Origin of the sequence: Nocardiopsis sp. LOL_012, from assembly GCF_048060475.1 — a bacterium.
Classification (GTDB): Bacteria; Actinomycetota; Actinomycetes; order Streptosporangiales; family Streptosporangiaceae; genus Nocardiopsis.
In genome coordinates, this window is sequence record NZ_JBHMIV010000038.1 from 22,225 (window position 1) to 40,012 (window position 17,788).

Genomic DNA, 17,788 nt, shown 5'->3' on the forward strand with positions numbered 1-17,788 from the left:
CCCGGGTGCCACCCACCCGGGCCCGCGCATCACGGCATGTCTCACGATTCGAACACCGCGTCTCCCGAGGCGAGACCACGGCAGTTGGACGGAACGGCTACCATCGACGGGAAAGACCCGGAACCGATGGGAGTCCACCCCATGCCCGCGCTACGCTCACGCACGGTCACGCACGGCAGGAACATGGCAGGTGCGCGCGCCCTCATGCGCGCCACCGGTGTGGAGCGCGAGGACTTCGGCAAACCCATCGTGGCCGTGGCCAACAGCTTCACCGAATTCGTCCCCGGCCACGTCCACCTGCGCGAGGTCGCCGACGTGGTCTCCGCGGCGGTCCGCGAGGCGGGCGGCGTCCCCCGCGAATTCAACTCGATCGCCGTCGACGACGGCATCGCCATGGGCCACGGCGGCATGCTCTACTCGCTGCCCAGCCGCGAACTCATCGCCGACTCCGTCGAGTACATGGTCAACGCGCACTGCGCGGACGCCCTGGTGTGCGTGTCCAACTGCGACAAGATCACCCCGGGCATGCTGCTGGCCGCCATGCGGCTCAACATCCCCACGGTGTTCGTCTCCGGCGGCCCCATGGAGGCCGGCAAGGTCACCGTGGTTGAGGGCACGGCCACCACGGTCCGCAAGCTCGACCTCATCAACCCGATGATCGCCGCGGCCGACGAGAGCGTCTCCCAGGCCGAACTGGACGAGATGGAGGAGGCGGCCTGCCCGACCTGCGGCTCCTGCTCGGGTATGTTCACCGCCAACTCGATGAACTGCCTCACCGAGGCGATCGGACTCGCGCTGCCGGGCAACGGCACCGTGCTGGCCACCCACACCGCCCGCCGGGCCCTGTACGAGGCGGCCGGGCACCGGGTCGTGGAGGCCGCCAAACGCTACTACCAGGAGGACGACGACTCCGTCCTGCCGCTGTCCATCGCCACCCCCGCCGCCTTCGGCAACGCCATGGCCCTGGACGTGGCCATGGGCGGCTCCACCAACACCATCCTGCACCTGCTGGCCGCCGCCACCGAGGCCGGCGTCGACTTCGGCCTCCCGGAGATCGACCAGGTCTCACGCCGCGTGCCGTGCCTGTGCAAGGTCGCGCCGAACACGGAGAAGTACCACATCGAGGACGTCCACCGGGCGGGCGGCATCCCCGCCATCCTCGGTGAACTCGCCCGAGGCGGCCTGCTGGACACGTCCCTGCCCACGGTGCACGGCAAGACCATCGGGGAGTTCATCGACGAGTGGGACATCGCCGGCGGCAGCGCCTCCGACGAGGCCGTCGAACTGTTCCACGCCGCACCCGGCGGCAAGCGCACTACCAAGGCCTACTCCCAGAGCACCCGCTGGGACAGCCTGGACACCGACCGCGAGGCCGGCTGCATCCGCTCGGTGGAGCACGCCTACACCAAGGACGGCGGTCTGGCCGTACTGTTCGGCAACCTCGCCCCCGACGGCGCGATCGTCAAGACCGCCGGCGTGGAGGAGGAGCTGTGGACCTTCTCCGGTCCCGCCAAGGTGTTCGAGTCTCAGGAGGACGCGGTCGAGGGCATCCTCTCCAAGCAGATCGAGCCCGGCGACGTGGTGGTCATCCGCTACGAGGGCCCCAAGGGCGGCCCGGGCATGCAGGAGATGCTCTACCCCACGAGCTTCCTCAAGGGCCGCGGCCTGGGCAAGGCGTGCGCGCTCATCACCGACGGCCGCTTCTCCGGCGGCACGTCCGGCCTGTCCATCGGCCACGCCTCACCCGAGGCCGCCGCGGGCGGCGACATCGCCCTGGTGGAGGACGGCGACACCATCAGCATCGACATCCCGGGCCGCGGCCTGGTGCTGGAGGTGTCCGAGGACGAGCTCGATGCCCGCCGCGAGCGCCTGGTCAAGGAACTGGGCCGCTTCCAGCCGCGCGACCGCCAGCGCCCGGTGACGGCGGCGCTGCGCGCCTACGCCGCCATGGCCACCTCGGCCTCCACCGGCGCGGCGCGCGACGTGAGCCAGATCGAGAAGTAGGGCCCTCGGCCCAAGAACAGCCCGAGGGGCGCCTCCTGCCGGGGGCGCCCCTCGGGCGTGCACGGACGGTGCCGTCAGGAACAGCAGCCGCCCCCGCAGCACCCTCCGCCACCGGAGGGCGCGGGTGCGGCGGCGCGTCCGCCCACGGCCACCGTGGACAGCAGGCGCACGGTGTCGTCGTGCCCCTGGGGGCAGTCGGCCGGGTCGCCCGCCTCGGCCATCGGGCGGGAGACCTCGAAGGAGGTGCCGCAGGTGCGGCAGCGGAAGTCGTATCTGGGCATGGCCACAGGATAGCCGCCCCCTCACGTCCGGAGCCGGCTCCATGAGGTCACGCCCCGTCGGGCCACTCGATCCCACGGCCCCGGTCGACCGAACCCGCCTCTTCCAGCACGGTCGGCTCCGGCCCCGATGCCAGGAACCCCTTGAACCCGGGGCCGCCCTTCCTCTGGAGCCTCCCGTCGTCCTCGGCACCCGCCGCGGCCACAGGCCCGTGGCCGTCGCTCGTGACCGGTCGGCCGCCTCCGTCATCCCACTTCTCGGACATCCCGCCGGTTCGCCTCCGGCCCCGCCGACGCATACCGCCCACCGACCTTCACCAGGGACCCGATCCGGCCCCCGCTTTCCTCCGACCGCTCCAGGCACACGGAAGCCCCCGCTCCCGTCCGGGAGGAGCGCGAAGGGGCGGCGGGGCCGGTCGGGGACGCTTGCCCCGGCCCCGCCGCCGGCGTCAGGCCACCAGGTGGGCCATGTACGGCTCCCACTGGGGGTCGCCGTGCAGGTCACCGTTGATCAGCCGCCAGTGCGGCCCCTTGGGCACCTTGGGGGTGATGTGCAGCTCCCAGCCGAGCTCGTCCAGGAACTTGTCCGCCTTGCGGTGGTTGCACGGTTTGCAGGCCGCCACCACGTTCTCCCACACGTGCGCCCCGCCGCGGCTGCGCGGGATGACGTGGTCGATCGTCTCGGCCTTTCTGCCGCAGTAACCGCAGGTGTTGCGGTCCCGGCGCATGAGGGCCACCCGCGTCAGCGGAACCCTGCGGCTGTAGGGAACGGTGATGTAGCGCCTGAGCCGGATCACCGACGGCACGTCGTAGGACCGTGTCGCCGAGTGCAGGACCGCTCCCGTCCCGTCCTCGTGGACGACCTCCGCCTTCTCCCGCAGGACGAGGAGAATCGCCCTGCGCAGGGGCAGCGTCGTCAGTGGTTCGAAACTCGCGTTGAGTAGCAGCACATGGCGGCGGGCGGTGCCTGGACCACCCTCCCGGCTGCGTCGGGCGCTCATCGCTTCGCCCCGGCCGCCGCATGCCGCGACCGTGTCTCTTCCCCGGCCAGCCGATCGGCCAGCCAGGAAACCTCCCTGTGCACCGATCCGAGGATCGGTGGTTCCGTACGCCTTGCCACACGGACCTCCCGGTGGTTACCGCCGAGCTCGCGTCCCGCATTCAGTTTGCGTGGTCGGACCGCTCCCGCGCCACCCCATTTCCTCGCGGACCTCCAGAAAAAAGCCGGTGTTCGCCGCTTCGAGACCATCCCGCGCCCCGGCGGGATGCGCCCGCCGCAACCACACCGTGACCGACAGAGACGGAAGGGCCTGTGGATAGGCTGCGAAGTATGCGCCAACTCCGGTACCCGCCAGCAGAGCGTTCGGACATCATCGACACCCTCCACGGCCACGCGGTCGGCGACCCCTACCGCTGGTTGGAGGACCCCGACTCGGCGAAGACCAAGGACTGGTCGGCGGCCCAGGACACCCTGTACTCCGAGGCCGCCTCCGGCTACGGGACCCGCTCCTGGTTCGACGACCGTGTCCGCTCGCTCCTGGGCGCCGGGTACGTCGGCGCCCCCCTGTGGCGGGGCGGACGCCGCTTCTTCACCCGCCGCACAGCCGAGCAGGAGCACGGCGTCCTCTACGTCCGGGACGGCGACGGCCCCGAGCGCGTCCTGGTCGACCCGGGTGCCCTGGACCCCGAGGGCCTCACCACCCTCGACGCCTGGCAGCCCGACCGCTCGGGGCGGCTCCTGGCCTACCAGCTCTCCGAGGGCGGCGATGAGGAGTCGGTGCTGCGCGTCATGGACACCGACACCGGTACCACCGTCGACGGACCGATCGACCGCGCCCGCTACAGCCCCATCGCGTGGCTGCCGGACTCCTCGGCGTTCTACTACGTGCGCCGCCTGCCCGCGGAGCGGATCCCCGAGGGCGAGGAGAACTACCACCGCAGGGTCTACCTGCACCGGCTCGGCTCCCCCGAGAACGAGGACGTCCTCATCTTCGGCGAGGGGCGCGACAAGACCGAGTACTACGCCCCCACCGTGAGCCGCGACGGCCGCTGGCTCCTGCTGTCGGCGGTCAAGGGCACCTCCTCGGCCACCGACCTGTGGATCGCCGACCTCGCCGAGGGCCCCCTGGAGTCCCCCCGGCTACTGCCGATCCAGCAGAACGTGGACGCCGACCTGGAGGCGCACGTGGGACGCGACGGACGCCTGTACCTGTACACCGACCGCGACGCCCCGCGCGGGCGCCTGTGCGTGGCCGACCCCGCCTCCCCCGGCCACGAGCACTGGACCACGCTGGTGCCCGAGGACCCCGAGGCGGTCCTGGAGGACTACGCGATCCTGGACGGCCCGGAGCTGGACCGGCCCGAACTCCTCGTTTCGTGGGGACGCCACGCCGTCAGCGAGATCAGCCGCCACGACCTGGCCACGGGTGAGCGGCTCGGGACCCTGGAACTTCCCGGCCTGGGCACGATCGGCACCCTGGGGGAGCGCCCCGAGGGCGGGCACGAGGCGTGGTTCGGCTACACCGACAGCACCCACCCGTCGTCGGTGTACCGCTACGACGCACTCAGCGGCACCGTCTCACGGTGGGCCCACGCCCCCGGTCGGATCGACGTGCCCGACGTGCGCACCGAACTGGTGACCTTCACCTCCAAGGACGGCACCCCCGTGCGCATGCTCCTGGTATCGCCCCCCGGACCCTCGGACGGGCCCCGGCCGACCGTCCTGTACGGATACGGCGGCTTCCGGATCTCCCTCAGCCCCTCCTACTCCGCGTCGGCCCTGGCCTGGGTGCGTGCGGGCGGCGTGTACGCCATCGCCAACCTGCGCGGCGGGCTGGAGGAGGGCGAGGGGTGGCACCGCGCGGGGATGCTCGCCGACAAGCAGAACGTCTTCGACGACTGCGCCTCCGCCGCCGAGCACCTCATCGCCACGGGGGTGGCCTCCCCCGACCGGTTGGCGGTCATGGGCGGCAGCAACGGCGGCCTCCTGGTCGGCGCCATGGTCACCCAGCGCCCCGACCTGTTCGCCGCCGCGGTCTGCTCAGCACCGCTGCTCGACATGGTGCGCTACGAGCACTTCGGGCTGGGACAGCTCTGGAACGTCGAATACGGCAGCGCCGACGTCCCTGAGGAGCTGGAGTGGCTGCTGGCGTACTCGCCGTACCACAACGTCCGCGAGGGAACCCGCTACCCGGCGACACTGTTCACGGTGTTCGACAACGACACGCGGGTCGACCCCATGCACGCCCGCAAGCTGTGCGCGCTCATGCAGTGGGCGACGTCGGCCCCGGCCGAGGAGCGTCCGATCCTGCTGCGGCGCGAGGCCGAGGTGGGGCACAGTTCGCGTTCGGTGAGCCGGAGCGTGGCGCTCGGTTCCGAACAACTGGCCTTCCTCGCCCACCATCTGGGCCTGTCCACGGACTGACCCGGGGCCACGGGCCGCAGCGAAGAGAGCAAACGCACAGGTGCCAGGACACATGCCGCCGCGTGGGCACGCGGAAGGGCTTGAGACAATGAGGGGTGCCCACCCCAGGGGAGCCGCCCACGAGAGGAACCGGACGTGACACAGACCGAGGCCGGACCCGCCGCAACCGCGACCGCACCCAAGCGGCACGTGTACCTCGCCCAGGTGCGCTACGGCGACCTCGACCCGCAGAACCACGTCAACAACGTGCGGATGCTCGCCTACCTGGAGGACGCCCGCGTCTCGTTCCTGCACTACAAGGGGCTGTCCAACGACGACGGGGTGTTCGGCGCCCTGGTCGTGGCCCGCACCGAGGCGGACTACGTCGCTCCCCTGCTCCCCCGCACCGAACCGGTGCGGGTGGAGCTGTGGGTGACCGAGGTCCGCAACGCGAGCTTCTCCCTGGCCTACGAGATCCGCGACGACGACACCGTGTTCCTGCGCGCCCGCACGGTGCAGGTCGGCTTCGACGTCCACGCCCAGCGCGCCCGGCGGCTCAACGGCACCGAGCGGGACTTCCTCGCCCAGTACTCCTGAGGGCGTGCGACGGCAGGCAGCGCCGGAGAGGGTCAGCGGGCCTCGCTGACGATGAGAGGGCCGCCGCGGTCCACCTGGCTGCCGGGGACGACCGCGGCGGCCTTCTCCCTCTGCCAGGCCGCGAAGTGCGGCGAGGCGCGGTGCGCCGCCAGGGCCGCCTCGTCGGCGAACACCTCGCACACCCAGAACAGGTCGGGGTCGGCGGAGTCGGCCACCACGTCGAAGCGCAGGCAGCCCGGCTCCCCACGGACGGAGGCCGCGGCGTGCCGGGAGATCCCGGAGACGAACGCGTCGCGGTGGCCGGGCAGGACCCGAACCGAGATGACCAAGGACAACGGGCGATCGGGCACGGCGGCTCCAGCGGCGGCGGGTCGGCGCGACCGAGCCTACGCCCCGGCCGGTGTCCCGTCCGCCCACCGCACCCGTCCCGGCGGCCCTGCGCGCCCGGGCCCCGTGTTCGACGACGAACTCAGGCCAGGGAGATCCTGACGCTCTCGCCACCGTCGTCGTCGCGCCCCTCGTCGGAGGAGACCCGGATCGAGGTCGGATCGGCCACCGCCGGCGGCGCGGCCTCCTCGGGCACGTTGACCATGCTGTGCGCGGCCATCACCATGTACTCCCACATCTGGCGGTCCTGCACCGAGGGCAGTTCCAAGGAGTCCATGGCCGCGCGCATGTGCTCCAGCCAGCGGTCGCGCTCGGCGGCGCCGATCCGGAACGGGAAGTGGCGCATCCTCAGGCGGGGGTGGCCGCGGCGCTCGTTGTAGGTGCGCGGGCCGCCCCAGTACTGCATGAGGAAGAGCCGCAGCCGTTCCTCGGCGGGCCCGAGGTCCTCTTCCGGGTACATCGGCCTCAGCACGGGGTCGGCGGCGACGCCCTCGTAGAAGCGGCGGACCAGGCGGGTGAAGGCCTCTTCCCCGCCCACGGCCTCGTAGAAGGTCATGCGCTCGCCCTGGCTCTGGTGATCGTCTCGCGCGGAAGTCATCGCCCACCAGGGTATGCGACGGCCGCCGGGGTGCCGGTCCACCCGACGGCGGCGGGCCCGCCGACCAGGCGGCGGGGCCCGCTGTGTCCGTCGCGGTCTAGTCGCGGGTGAGCTTGCGGTGGGTGACCGCGTGCGGGCGCGTGGCGTCCGGGCCCAGGCGCTCGATCTTGTTCTTCTCGTAGGACTCGAAGTTGCCCTCGAACCAGAACCAGTCGGCGTCGCCCTCCCAGGCGAGGATGTGGGTGGCCACGCGGTCCAGGAACCACCGGTCGTGGGAGGTGATGACGGCGCAGCCGGGGAAGTCCAGCAGCGCGTTCTCCAGGGATCCGAGGGTCTCCACGTCCAGGTCGTTGGTGGGCTCGTCCAGCAGCAGCAGGTTGCCGCCCTGCTTGAGGGTGAGCGCCAGGTTGACGCGGTTGCGCTCGCCTCCGGAGAGCACGCCGGAGGGCTTCTGCTGGTCCGAGCCCTTGAACCCGAAGGCGGCGACGTAGGCGCGGCTGGGGATCTCGACCTTGCCGACCTCGATGAAGGTCTCGCCGTCGGAGATGGTCTCCCAGACGTTCTTGCTGTCGTCGATCCTGGCGCGGTACTGGTCGACGTAGGAGATGTCGACGGTGTCGCCGACGTCGATCTTGCCCCCGTCCGGGGTCTCCTGGCCGACGATCATCTTGAACAGGGTGGTCTTGCCCACGCCGTTGGGGCCGATGATGCCGACGATACCGTTGGGTGGCAGCGAGAAGCTCAGGTCCTCGATGAGGACGCGGTCGTCGAAGCCCTTGGTGAGGTTCTTCACCTCCACGACCGTGTTGCCCAGACGCGGGCCGGGCGGGATCTGGATCTCCTCGAAGTCGAGCTTGCGGGTCTTGTCGGCCTCGGCCGCCATCTCCTCGTAGCGCTGGAGGCGGGCCTTGCTCTTGGTCTGGCGGGCCTTGGCGTTGGAGCGGACCCACTCCAGCTCTTCCTTCAGGCGCTTGGCCTTCTTGGCGTCCTTCTGGCCCTCGACCTTCAGACGCGTCTGCTTGGTCTCCAGGTAGGTGCTGTAGTTGCCCTCGTAGGGGTAGAAGTGGCCGCGGTCCAGTTCGAGGATCCAGGTGGCCACGTGGTCCAGGAAGTACCTGTCGTGGGTGATGGCGACGATGGTGCCGGGGTAGTTGGCCAGGTGCTGCTCCAACCAGTTCACGCTCTCGGCGTCCAGGTGGTTGGTGGGCTCGTCCAGCAGCAGCAGGTCGGGCTGTTCCAGCAGCAGCTTGCACAGGGCCACCCGGCGCTTCTCACCGCCGGAGAGCTGGGTGACGGAGGCGTCCGCCGGGGGGCAGCGCAGCGCGTCCATCGCCTGGGCGAGCTGGCTGTCCAGGTCCCAGGCATTGCGGTGGTCGAGCTGCTCCTGGAGCTTGCCCATCTCCTCCAACAGGTCGTCGGAGTAGTCCGTCGCCATCTTCTCGGCGACCTCGTTGAACCGGTTGAGCATCGCCTTGGTCTCACCGACACCGTCCTCGACGTTCTCCAGGACGGTCTTGTCGGGGTCCAGGCGGGGCTCCTGGGCGAGCAGGCCGACCGTGAACCCGGGCATGAGGCGAGCGTCGCCGTTGGATGGCTGCTCGATGCCGGCCATGATCTTCAGCAGCGTCGACTTACCCGAACCGTTGGGCCCCACGACACCGATCTTGGCTCCGGGCAGGAACGAACCCGAAACGTTGTCCAGGACGACCTTGTCGCCGTGCGCCTTGCGCACGTTTTGCATGGTGTAGATGTACTCCGGCATGCCTCCAAGCCTAGGGCGTCGGGGACCGTGCCGAGACCCGCACGGCCCGTCCCCGCCTTCGGGGAAGGAACTTCCCCGGCCGGTTCCGCCCCTGGGGGAACCGCACGAGGACGGACCGGCCCCGCCCCGTGAGGAGCCCCGCCCACCCAGGCCCTCCTCCGGTGCAGGAAACGGGTCCGCCCTTCCCGGCACTCACTCGCCTCCCCAGGGCTCCAGGTCCCGGGACCGCAGCGGGGCGGCCTCCCGCCACCGCTCCACCGGCAGTCCCCAGTCCAGGGCACGGCGCATGAGCAGCGCCATGGAGTAGTCGGGGTCGGCGTCCAGGGCCGCCTCCAGCGCCGCCGACGCGAGCGGCACGTCGTCGCGCTGCCAGGCGGCCACGGCCAGCAGGGAGGCGGGTGCCGCCCTCAGGCGTGCGGGGACGTGGCGCACGACACGGGCCCAGAGCCGCTCGTGCACGGGCGCGCTGCGCTCGGTGATGCGGGCCCACGCCTCGTCCCGTACGCGCACACACGCCAGGTACACACCCAGTTCGGCGAGTTCGGCGTGCCCGGTGACGTGCGCCCCCTCCCACTCGGCGCGCACCGCCGAGCGGACCGCCGCCAGGCCCGCCTCCGGCCCCGGCCCGCAGGGCCGGGCGCGCTCCGCGGCCTCGATCTCCTCCACTCGGGCCGCCACCAGCGCCAGGGCCGCCTCCTCCGCGGGGCCGAGCACCGCCCGCACCCGGTCCTCGGTACCGGACAGCAACTGCGCCACGGGGACGATCCCGCGCAGTACGGCGTCGGCGGGGGCAGTGGAGCGGTCGGTCTCCAGCGGTCGGCCCTCGGGCGGGCAGCACCCCGGTTCGGGGCAGGTGTGGGACCAGTAGCGCCCTTCCCAGACCCGGAAGGCGTCCAACACGGTGACGCTGCGCTCCAGAGCGGCCCACAGCAGCGCGTTGATGTCGGGGAGGACCCGTTCCGGCGGGCCGAACGCCACCACCAGCAGCTCCCCACACCGTGCCGCCGCCGTGTGCTCGACCGCCGACACCGCCCTCAGCTCCGCGGAGGAGGCCTCCTCCACACGGTCCAGGTCGGCTTGGAGGACGGAGTGGACCCGCCCGTCCTCCGTGAGCGCCAGGACCACGATCCCCGGATCGGGCGGCCCGGGTACCAGGTAGGGCAGTGCGGCGACGATGTCGGCGGGGCAGGTGAGGGTGAGCGGGTCCTGGGGCTTTCCCTGCGGGGATCCGTGGCTTTGTGAGCGCATATCATCACCATGAGTGACTTCGCCGTCGCGCACAACGGGCCCTGCCCGGCCTGTGGACAAGCGCCGCGGGCCCGCCCCTTCCCCGGCCGGTCTCAGCCGATCTGACCGGGCAGTCCGCGCCCGAAGGGGCCGCCCTCCCGCTGCCCGGGGATCCTGGTGCCGCCCTGCCGCGCCGCGGGCAGGCACACACGGTTGCGGCCGGTCTCCTTGGCCCGGTAGAGCGCCAGGTCGGCGGCGGTGAGCAGTTCCACGAGGTCGTTGCCGTGCTCACCCACCACGGCCGCGCCGACCGAGACGGTGATGGAGACGGGGACCTCCTCCACCGCGATCTGCATGCTCCCCACCTGGGAGCGCAGCCGCTCGGCGGCCTGCCACGCCTCGGCGGTGTCGGCTCCGGGAAGCAGCACCACGAACTCCTCCCCGCCGAAGCGGCCGAGCAGGTCCGACTGGCGCAACTGCTGGGCGATGGTGGTGGCCACACCCAGCAGGACCTGGTCGCCGAACAGGTGGCCGTGGTTGTCGTTGACCCGCTTGAAGTGGTCGATGTCGACGATCAGCACGGCGGCCCGGCCGCGCGATGAGCGTGCCCGCGCGATCTCCGCCGAGGCCTCCTGCTCCCAGGTCGGCGCGTTCAGCAGGCCCGTCTTGGGATCGGTGCGCGCCGCCGTCCGCAACTGCTGGAACAGCAGGCTGCGCTGGAGCAGCAGTACCGGGGGCACCGCGATGGCCAGGAGGAACAGCGAAAGCTGCGCGAGGACCGCGACGGTGACACCGACACATAATTCGACGGCGTCGACCGTGCACGCCTCACGGTCCCACATGGGGCGGGGAGCGCTCCCGCCCCCCGCGCTGATCCGCACCGCGAGGGCGACCAGCACGGTGTTGAGCGCCGTGAACGCGGCACAGCAGGCCACGGCGAGGAGCACCCCGGCGGCGGTTCCCAGTTGCTCCTGCGCCTCGGGCGCCCCCCCGACCGCGTCCCAAAGGCCGTCCGCGGCCGCCAGGTGCCATGCCACGGACGCGAGGAAGCCCGACAGCCCGACCGCTGTGGCGTTGAACACCCTGCGGTGGGCGAGCGCCCGCCTGGCGCGCAACTGGAGCAGGAGGAAGACCGGGACGGGGACCAGCAGGGAGTAGAGCGGCGGCAGAAGCAGCACGACCGGGAACCACCAGGCCCCCAGCAGGTCGCGGGCGAACCCCGCGGGCACCCCCAGGCGGCGGATCGCCTCCACACAGATCCCCGCGCACAGTGCCAGCGCGAGGAAGGCCACCAGGTCGGACAGGTGCACCGAGGTCAGTGCGGCGGAGGCGCCGAACAGGAAGAGCGCGGCGAACAGAAGCATCCCCATGTACACGACCAGACCCCGGGGCTGCTGGAGCACCGGCCACTGCGACCGTCGGCCGGCTGCCAGGGGTTTCTCCGAGATACTCACGGCTGCGTCCTCCCTCCCCGCGTCACGCTCCGCAGTGCGGCCCCTACACGTGCTACTGATGCGCCGACCACCTCACCCGGTTCTCCTTTCGACGAGTCGATACCGAACCGCGTTCCTTTTCAGGCGCCGCACCGCCACCACACGTGGAACGACGCCACACCCGGCGCGGGCACCACCCCCACCACTTTACATTACGTTGGGTAATAACTTAATTGCTGATTGTGCGAAAGGTGCGAAACCCTGCGGACCCCCATCCCGAGGGAAAAGCCCTCCGCAGCGGCGGGTGCGGAACCGGGGCACGGGGGAGGGACGACATACAATCCGGCGTCCGCGGGCGACCGCCGCCGAACGCCCGCGGACGGAGTCAGGGCGGCACCACCGAAGGGACGCACATGTACCGCAGCGTGCACTGGACCTGAGAGAAGGACCCGAGCGACCGGGGGCGGGCGGCACGGACGTGCCGCCCGCCCCGCGCCTCACACCGGCGGCGCACCTGCCGTCATGACGACGACCGGGCCACCTCGTAGGCGGACCGGAACATGCGGTAGCGCTCCAACTCCGCATCCATCGGCTCCGTGGCCCGCCGACGCGCGATCCGGCGCACCCGCTCCACGGCCTCCTGTTCGACCTGCTCGCGCCGCTGCACGGCCGACACCTCGACCAGGTTGCCGCAGCCGACCCCGGTCAGCCACCCCACCAGCAGGGGCGCGACCGCCAGCGCACCGCCGTAGACGATGAAGGGGGTATCGAGCACGGCCAGGCCGGTGAACTCCCCGAACCAGTTCAGCCCCGCCACCAGCGCCCACACCAGGCCCAGGGCGGAAACGCCCAGCAGCCCGTACTGCACCGCCTTGGCCGCCTTCCACCAGGACGGGTCCCGGTCGGGGTCGGCGACCGTCCCGGCGACCGCACCGCCCAGCTCACCCGGGAGTTCCGAGGCCCCGCTGAGCGCCGCGGCCCGCATCCTCCGGCGCCACGGCGCGGGCATCCCCTCGGAGACCCCGTCGGCGGCATCCCCCAGCACCCGCTCCAGCTCCGCCGACTGCGCGTCCACGGGGCCGGTGACGCCGTCGCCGCCCTCTCCTCGCAGGAAGTCGAGCTGCACCGACGCCAGGGGGTCCTTGCGCACTTTCGCCAACGCGCCGCCGAGCGGCCACCCGACCTCGCGCCTGCCGCGCTTGACGATGTTGGTCTCGGCCACGTCGGCCACGGCCCCCACACCGGCCGCCCGGACCAGACCGCTGCTGATCCGCTTGTCGACCTCCTCGGGGACGGCCTCCGGGATCTCGCCCTCACCGCGGAACTCCTCGAACTCCTCCATGACGAGTTCGAGGTCGGCGGCCAGCCGGTCCACCAGGGCGCGGCGCTCGCGCACCGTGTCGCCGAGGAACTCGCGCAGGTCGCTGATCCCCTTTCCGGTGAGGGTGGAGGTCGTGATGACCCTGGGGTGCACCCCGGCCTCGGTCTCCATCAGGCGGCGCAGGTCGGTGAGGAGCTCTTCGAGCTCGTCGGGCTGGACCTTGTCGACCTGGTTGAGGACGGCGACGGTGACGGCGCCGTGGCCGGCCATCCGCGCCAGGTAACGGTGGTGCACCGCGGCGTCAGCGTACTTCTGCGGGTCGAGCACCCACACGAGCAGGTCCACCGAACCGATGAGCCGGTCGGCCTCGGCGGTGTGCATGGAACGGACCGAGTCGTGGTCGGGCAGGTCGAGCAGGACCAGGCCGGTCAGCTCCGAACTGCCCGAGTCCAGGACGCCCGTGCGCGAGTGCCGGTAGCGCGTGGGAACACCGAGCCAGCTCAGGAGCGCGTCGGCGCCCTCGTGCCCCCACACGCACGCGTGCGCCTTGGACGTGGTGGGCCGTGTGACGCCGATCTGGGAGAGTTCGAGTCCGCACAGGGCGTTGAACAGCGAGGACTTGCCGCTTCCGGTGCCGCCGGCCAGGGCCACCACGGTGTGGTCGCCGGACAGCCGCAGTCGGGCCCCCGCGTGGTCCAGCAACTGTGTGGCACGGGCGACCAGGTCCCCTGGCAGGTCCTCCCTGCCCAGCTCGGTCATGGTGGTCAGCGCGTCGAGCCGCTCCACGAGCTGGTCGCGGGTGATGGTCCGGTCCGGGTGCCAGGTGTCGTGCTGGGTGGGACGGTACTCGTCCTCGTCCTCTTCGGTGGCGTCCGCAGCGCTGTCGGCCCCGGCGGCGGAGCCGGTCTCCTGCGAGTCCACCGCCCGGAAGGAGCCGGACATGGGCGAGGAGCCGGGCACCCGCTGGGGCAGCGGTTCGGGCCCCTCCCCGCCGTCGGCCGAGTCCTCGGGCTCCGGGGCGGGTACCCACTCAGGCCCGCCCGGCACCACCGCGGGCAGGGTGCCGGTGGTGCGGCCGGCGATCTGGGAGTCCTCGGCCGCCTCGGCGAGGCTGCCGACCCATCCGGCCAGACCGTCCGGGTCGTCGTCGCGGGAGCGCGCGGCCTCCTCCCGGGCCGACGGGCGCGCGTGGCGCCCGGCCCCGCCGCGCCTGCCGGGGGGCGGCCCGCCGGAGCCCGCCGCCCAGTCCGTACCGGCGTCCGGGTAGCCGGCGATCCCGTCGGGTACGGGGTCGCCCGAACCCTCGACGGATCCGGGCTGCGGCGTGTGGCCGGGGGCGTCCGGAACGGGCACGGTGTAGCCGCGCCAGGGGTCGCTCTGGGTCGCCAAGGGCTCACCGTCGGGGGCGCCGCCGCTCCGGTCCGCCACAGCGTCCGTACCGGCCGGGGAGGCCCCGTCCCCTGCTTCGTCGGCACCGGGCACGCCCGGCACCCGCTCGGGGTTCCACTGAGTAGTCATGAAGAGATCTCAAGGTTGTACGTGGCCTGATAGAGCTGGACGGCGCTGTCCTCGGACGGGATGCCCGCCGAGGCCAGCGTGCTGTCGAAGGGGAGGCGCTCACGGCCGAGCATCTCGTCGACGCGCCGACGGAGGTTGTCCCGTGCCGTGGTGCCCATGCTACGCAGGGACTGGGCGCCGAAGAGCCCTTTGAGTAGGCGTTGGGGGGAAGGGCCAGCGGCGTCGGCCGCCTCGCCCGCAGCCCGGGACCGCTCGTAGCCGAGCAGGTCCATGATGAGTACGAGGGCGACGACGTCGTGGTCGAAGGTGACGAACCGGGCCACCGAGCGCTTGGTGGCGCCGCTGGCGGCGGTGAGTTCGGCGATCTCCGCCTGCCACTCGGCGAGCTCCTCGCGGACCCGCTGCACCACCAGGCCCCCGCCGGGCACCGCCTTGGCCCTGTCCACGAGGCCGCCTCCCCCGGGGACCTCGCGCCAGCGGTCCTCGATCTCGTGGGCGGCGCGCTCGGCGGCCGAGACCACCAGCGCCGACAGGGAGTCCCGGACCGCGCCCTCCAGTGCGGCCACCCGCTGTCCGCGCTCGGCGGCCTCGGCCTTGGCCCGGCGGGTGCGCTTGCCGCGCGGGCGCAGGCTCTTGGCGAGCTCCCCACTGGCCGCGACCTCCTGCCAGCGGGCGAGCAGGGAACCGCTGAGCAGCGATCCCTCGGCCAGGGTGGTGTCCACGTGGCGGCGCGCCCCGGCGTAGGCGTCGCCGATGACGCCGTCGAGCACGCGCCCGGCCTCGATCTGCGTCTCCACCTGCCGGGCGAGCTCGGGGACACGGGTGCGGAAGCTCTCGACGACACCGACGAAGGTGCGTCGCGAGACCCGGTCGCGGTGCTCGGCCTCGCCCGCCACGTCCGCCAGGAAGGCGCGGATGTGGTCGGCGACGTTGGAGGTGAAGCGCTCCCCCCGGACCTGGTCGGTCTCGGGGATGGCGAAGCGGGCCGCCCCGCCGAGGCCGTTGGCCTCCAGCATGGCGCCGAAGTGGTCGAGCAGTTGGCGCCGCCCCTTGCGGGGGACCCGCGAGAGCACCACGGCCAGCGAGGTGTCGCGGTCACGGGCGACCTGGAGGAACTCCCACACGCGCGCGTCGGCGTAGCGGGTGCTGGTGGTGACGAAGACCCACAGGTCGGCGGCGTCGAGGAACTTGGCGGCGAACTCGTGGTGGGCGGACACCGCGGAGTCGACGTCGGGTGTGTCCAACAGCGCCACCCCGGGGGGCATGGCCTCGCTGGCGGCCAGCACCAGCATGCCGTCCTTGCCGGGCATGGCCAGGCCCTGCTGGCGCACGCGCGGCAGGGAGGGGATGAAGGAGGCCTCGCTGAACCAGTCGACGTCGGCCGGGTTGCACGCCAGGACCGGGCTGTTGGTGGTCGGGCGGCGCACGCCGGTGGTGGTGACCTGCTCGCCGACCAGGCTGTTGACCAGGGTGGACTTGCCTGCCCCCGTCGACCCCGCGACGGCGATCAGCAGGGGGATGTCGGGCCTGCGCACCCGCGGCAGGACGTAGTCGGACAACTGGGCTAGGACGTCGGCCTGGAGGACCCGGCCCTCCTCGGCCGCGGGCAGCCCGTCGGCGAACTCCAAGTCGCGGATGAGCGTGCGCAGCGACTCCAGGACCTGCTCGAAGCGCTGGTCCTCGGTGGCGGGCGCACGGCGGTGCTTGGCGGCCCCGGAGCCCCGGGAACCGTTGCCCCGGACTGCGGGTTGGGCGGAGGTGGCGGCCGGTCCGGCGACGAACCGGTCCGAGGCACCGGAACCACTGGTATCCGGTGCAGCCGACGGCCGGGTCATGATCGGTGTGCCCTCCTCATCGCTGCTGACGGTCCCCCGCCGCACAGACATCGAGCGCCGCCCGCGGGGGTCTCACTGGAGATCGCGCCCGGTCGCCAGTCGACGCGTCTCGAACTGGGTCCCTGTGTGCAGTATGTCAAGATCCCGCGCTGTTTTGACCACTTCTCCGATGATCACCACCGCCGGGGGTCGCACTCTAGCCGATCGGGCCGAGTCGGCGATGTCCGCAAGGGTACCCGTGACCGTCCTCTGTCCCGGCAAAGTGGCTTCCTGGACCACGGCGGCGGGGGTGTCGGCGGAACGGCCGTACCGGACGAGCGCCTCGGCGATCGCCTCCAGCCGCTGGACCCCCATGAGCACGACGAGCGTGCCGCCGGCTCGGGCCAGGCCCTCCCAGTCCACGGTGGAGCGCTCGTCGTCGGGCGCCACGTGCGCCGAGACCACGTGCAGGTCCTGGGAGACCCCGCGGTGGGTGGCCGGGATGCCGGCGCTGGCGGGCGCGGCGAGCGCGCTGGTGACCCCGGGGACCACGATGACGGGCACGCCCGCGGCGGCACAGGCGGCGGCCTCCTCCCCTCCCCTGCCGAACAGGAAGGAGTCGCCGCCCTTGAGCCGGACCACGAACAGGCCCTTGAGGGCGCGGTCGACCAGGACGTCGTTGATCGCCTCCTGTGCCATCGACCTCCCGTAGGGGATCTTGGAGGCGTCGATGACCTCCACGTCCGCGGGAAGCCGGTCCAGGAGCGTGGTGGGCGCGAGCCGGTCCACCACCACGACGTCGGCCTGGGAGAGCAGTTGCTGTCCGCGAACCGTGATCAGACCGGGATCTCCGGGACCGCCGCCGACGAGGGCGACCCCTCTGTGGCGCTCGCGGCCGCGACGGGCGTCGAGCGTGCCGTCGGCGAGCCCGTCGGTGATGGCGTCGCGCAGACCCGCGGCCCGCCTCGGGTCCCCGGAGGCCACGACGCCGACGGTGACACCGCCCGCGCTGCCGGAGGCCGGCGTCCAGGCGGAGGAGGCGTGCCGGTCGTCGGCGCGCACGCACCACACCCGGGCGCCCTCGGCCTCCTCGGCGACGGCCGCGTTCACCTGCGGGTCGTCGGTGGCGGCGTGGACCAGCCAGTAGGCGGGAGCGTCGGGGCCCGCGACCTCGCCGGGGGCGAAGGTGCGGCGCTCCCACGTGATGTGCCCTGCGGCGGCCAGGTCCTCCAGCGCGGCCGCCACGGCCGGCGCCACGAGAGTGACGCGCGCACCGGCGTCCACCAGGACGGGCACCCGGCGCTGGGCGACCCTGCCTCCTCCGACCACGAGAACCTCGCGGTCCATCATGCGCAAACCAAGCAGATACGTCACGGTCGCGCCCCTTCCGTCGTGCCCGCCGGCCCCGACGGCGGCGGGGTGCGCGGCGACAGCGGGCGCCGCACC

At 72.3% G+C, this 17,788-nt stretch carries 14 protein-coding genes; 3 read left to right on the plus strand and 11 right to left on the minus strand.

Annotation, left to right across the window (positions count from 1 at the left end; genetic code table 11):
• Positions 1 to 141: 141 nt before the first annotated feature.
• Positions 142 to 2,004: a dihydroxy-acid dehydratase gene (ilvD, locus tag ACFHWE_RS20180; RefSeq protein ID WP_416603268.1), complete on the plus strand. Its 1,863-nt coding sequence runs from the start codon at positions 142 to 144 to the stop codon at positions 2,002 to 2,004.
• A 74-nt stretch (positions 2,005 to 2,078) separates the two neighbouring features.
• Here ilvD and ACFHWE_RS20185 read toward each other — a convergent pair whose 3' ends face one another.
• The 3 genes from ACFHWE_RS20185 to ACFHWE_RS20195 all read right to left on the minus strand — a co-directional run bounded on the left by ACFHWE_RS20185 (position 2,079) and on the right by ACFHWE_RS20195 (position 3,232).
• The gene (locus tag ACFHWE_RS20185) at positions 2,079 to 2,285 is read right to left on the minus strand and encodes an FmdB family zinc ribbon protein (protein ID WP_416603269.1); all 207 of its coding nucleotides are present in this window, start codon (positions 2,283 to 2,285) and stop codon (positions 2,079 to 2,081) included.
• 47 nt (positions 2,286 to 2,332) lie between these two features.
• On the minus strand, positions 2,333 to 2,548 hold the full coding sequence (locus tag ACFHWE_RS20190; RefSeq protein ID WP_416603270.1) for a hypothetical protein: 216 nt from the start codon (positions 2,546 to 2,548) through the stop codon (positions 2,333 to 2,335).
• Positions 2,549 to 2,731: 183 nt separating this feature from the next.
• The gene (locus tag ACFHWE_RS20195) at positions 2,732 to 3,232 is read right to left on the minus strand and encodes an HNH endonuclease (RefSeq protein WP_028648733.1); all 501 of its coding nucleotides are present in this window, start codon (positions 3,230 to 3,232) and stop codon (positions 2,732 to 2,734) included.
• A gap of 380 nt (positions 3,233 to 3,612) precedes the next feature.
• On the opposite strand from ACFHWE_RS20195, the gene ACFHWE_RS20200 reads away from it, so the two are divergent.
• Both ACFHWE_RS20200 and ACFHWE_RS20205 read left to right on the plus strand, forming a co-directional pair.
• Positions 3,613 to 5,706 (plus strand): prolyl oligopeptidase family serine peptidase, encoded by a 2,094-nt coding sequence (locus ACFHWE_RS20200; protein ID WP_416603271.1) that lies wholly within the window; start codon positions 3,613 to 3,615, stop codon positions 5,704 to 5,706.
• Positions 5,707 to 5,841: 135 nt separating this feature from the next.
• Positions 5,842 to 6,282 (plus strand): acyl-CoA thioesterase, encoded by a 441-nt coding sequence (locus ACFHWE_RS20205; RefSeq protein ID WP_416603273.1) that lies wholly within the window; start codon positions 5,842 to 5,844, stop codon positions 6,280 to 6,282.
• Between the two features lie 32 nt (positions 6,283 to 6,314).
• Here the strand turns inward: ACFHWE_RS20205 and ACFHWE_RS20210 are convergent, their stop codons facing one another.
• The 8 genes from ACFHWE_RS20210 to cobA form a co-directional block, all read right to left on the minus strand.
• On the minus strand, positions 6,315 to 6,632 hold the full coding sequence (locus ACFHWE_RS20210) for a putative quinol monooxygenase (RefSeq protein ID WP_416603275.1): 318 nt from the start codon (positions 6,630 to 6,632) through the stop codon (positions 6,315 to 6,317).
• Between the two features lie 119 nt (positions 6,633 to 6,751).
• Positions 6,752 to 7,267: a globin gene (locus tag ACFHWE_RS20215; RefSeq protein WP_416603277.1), complete on the minus strand. Its 516-nt coding sequence runs from the start codon at positions 7,265 to 7,267 to the stop codon at positions 6,752 to 6,754.
• A 97-nt stretch (positions 7,268 to 7,364) separates the two neighbouring features.
• Complete coding sequence (gene ettA, locus ACFHWE_RS20220; RefSeq protein ID WP_416603279.1) at positions 7,365 to 9,029, minus strand: energy-dependent translational throttle protein EttA; 1,665 nt, start codon at positions 9,027 to 9,029, stop codon at positions 7,365 to 7,367.
• A gap of 192 nt (positions 9,030 to 9,221) precedes the next feature.
• Complete coding sequence (locus ACFHWE_RS20225) at positions 9,222 to 10,277, minus strand: DUF4192 domain-containing protein (RefSeq protein ID WP_416603280.1); 1,056 nt, start codon at positions 10,275 to 10,277, stop codon at positions 9,222 to 9,224.
• Between the two features lie 92 nt (positions 10,278 to 10,369).
• Complete coding sequence (locus ACFHWE_RS20230; RefSeq protein WP_416603281.1) at positions 10,370 to 11,710, minus strand: GGDEF domain-containing protein; 1,341 nt, start codon at positions 11,708 to 11,710, stop codon at positions 10,370 to 10,372.
• A gap of 499 nt (positions 11,711 to 12,209) precedes the next feature.
• The gene (locus ACFHWE_RS20235) at positions 12,210 to 14,528 is read right to left on the minus strand and encodes a GTPase (RefSeq protein WP_416603282.1); all 2,319 of its coding nucleotides are present in this window, start codon (positions 14,526 to 14,528) and stop codon (positions 12,210 to 12,212) included.
• Positions 14,525 to 16,363 carry a dynamin family protein gene (locus ACFHWE_RS20240; protein WP_416603283.1) on the minus strand — a complete coding sequence of 613 codons (1,839 nt, stop codon included), beginning with the start codon at positions 16,361 to 16,363 and terminating at the stop codon, positions 14,525 to 14,527. The genes ACFHWE_RS20235 and ACFHWE_RS20240 overlap by 4 nt, the downstream gene beginning before the upstream one ends.
• A gap of 72 nt (positions 16,364 to 16,435) precedes the next feature.
• A complete protein-coding gene (gene cobA / locus ACFHWE_RS20245; protein ID WP_416603284.1) occupies positions 16,436 to 17,716 on the minus strand; it encodes a uroporphyrinogen-III C-methyltransferase in 1,281 nt (426 codons plus the stop codon).
• Between the last annotated feature and the right edge of the window lie 72 nt (positions 17,717 to 17,788).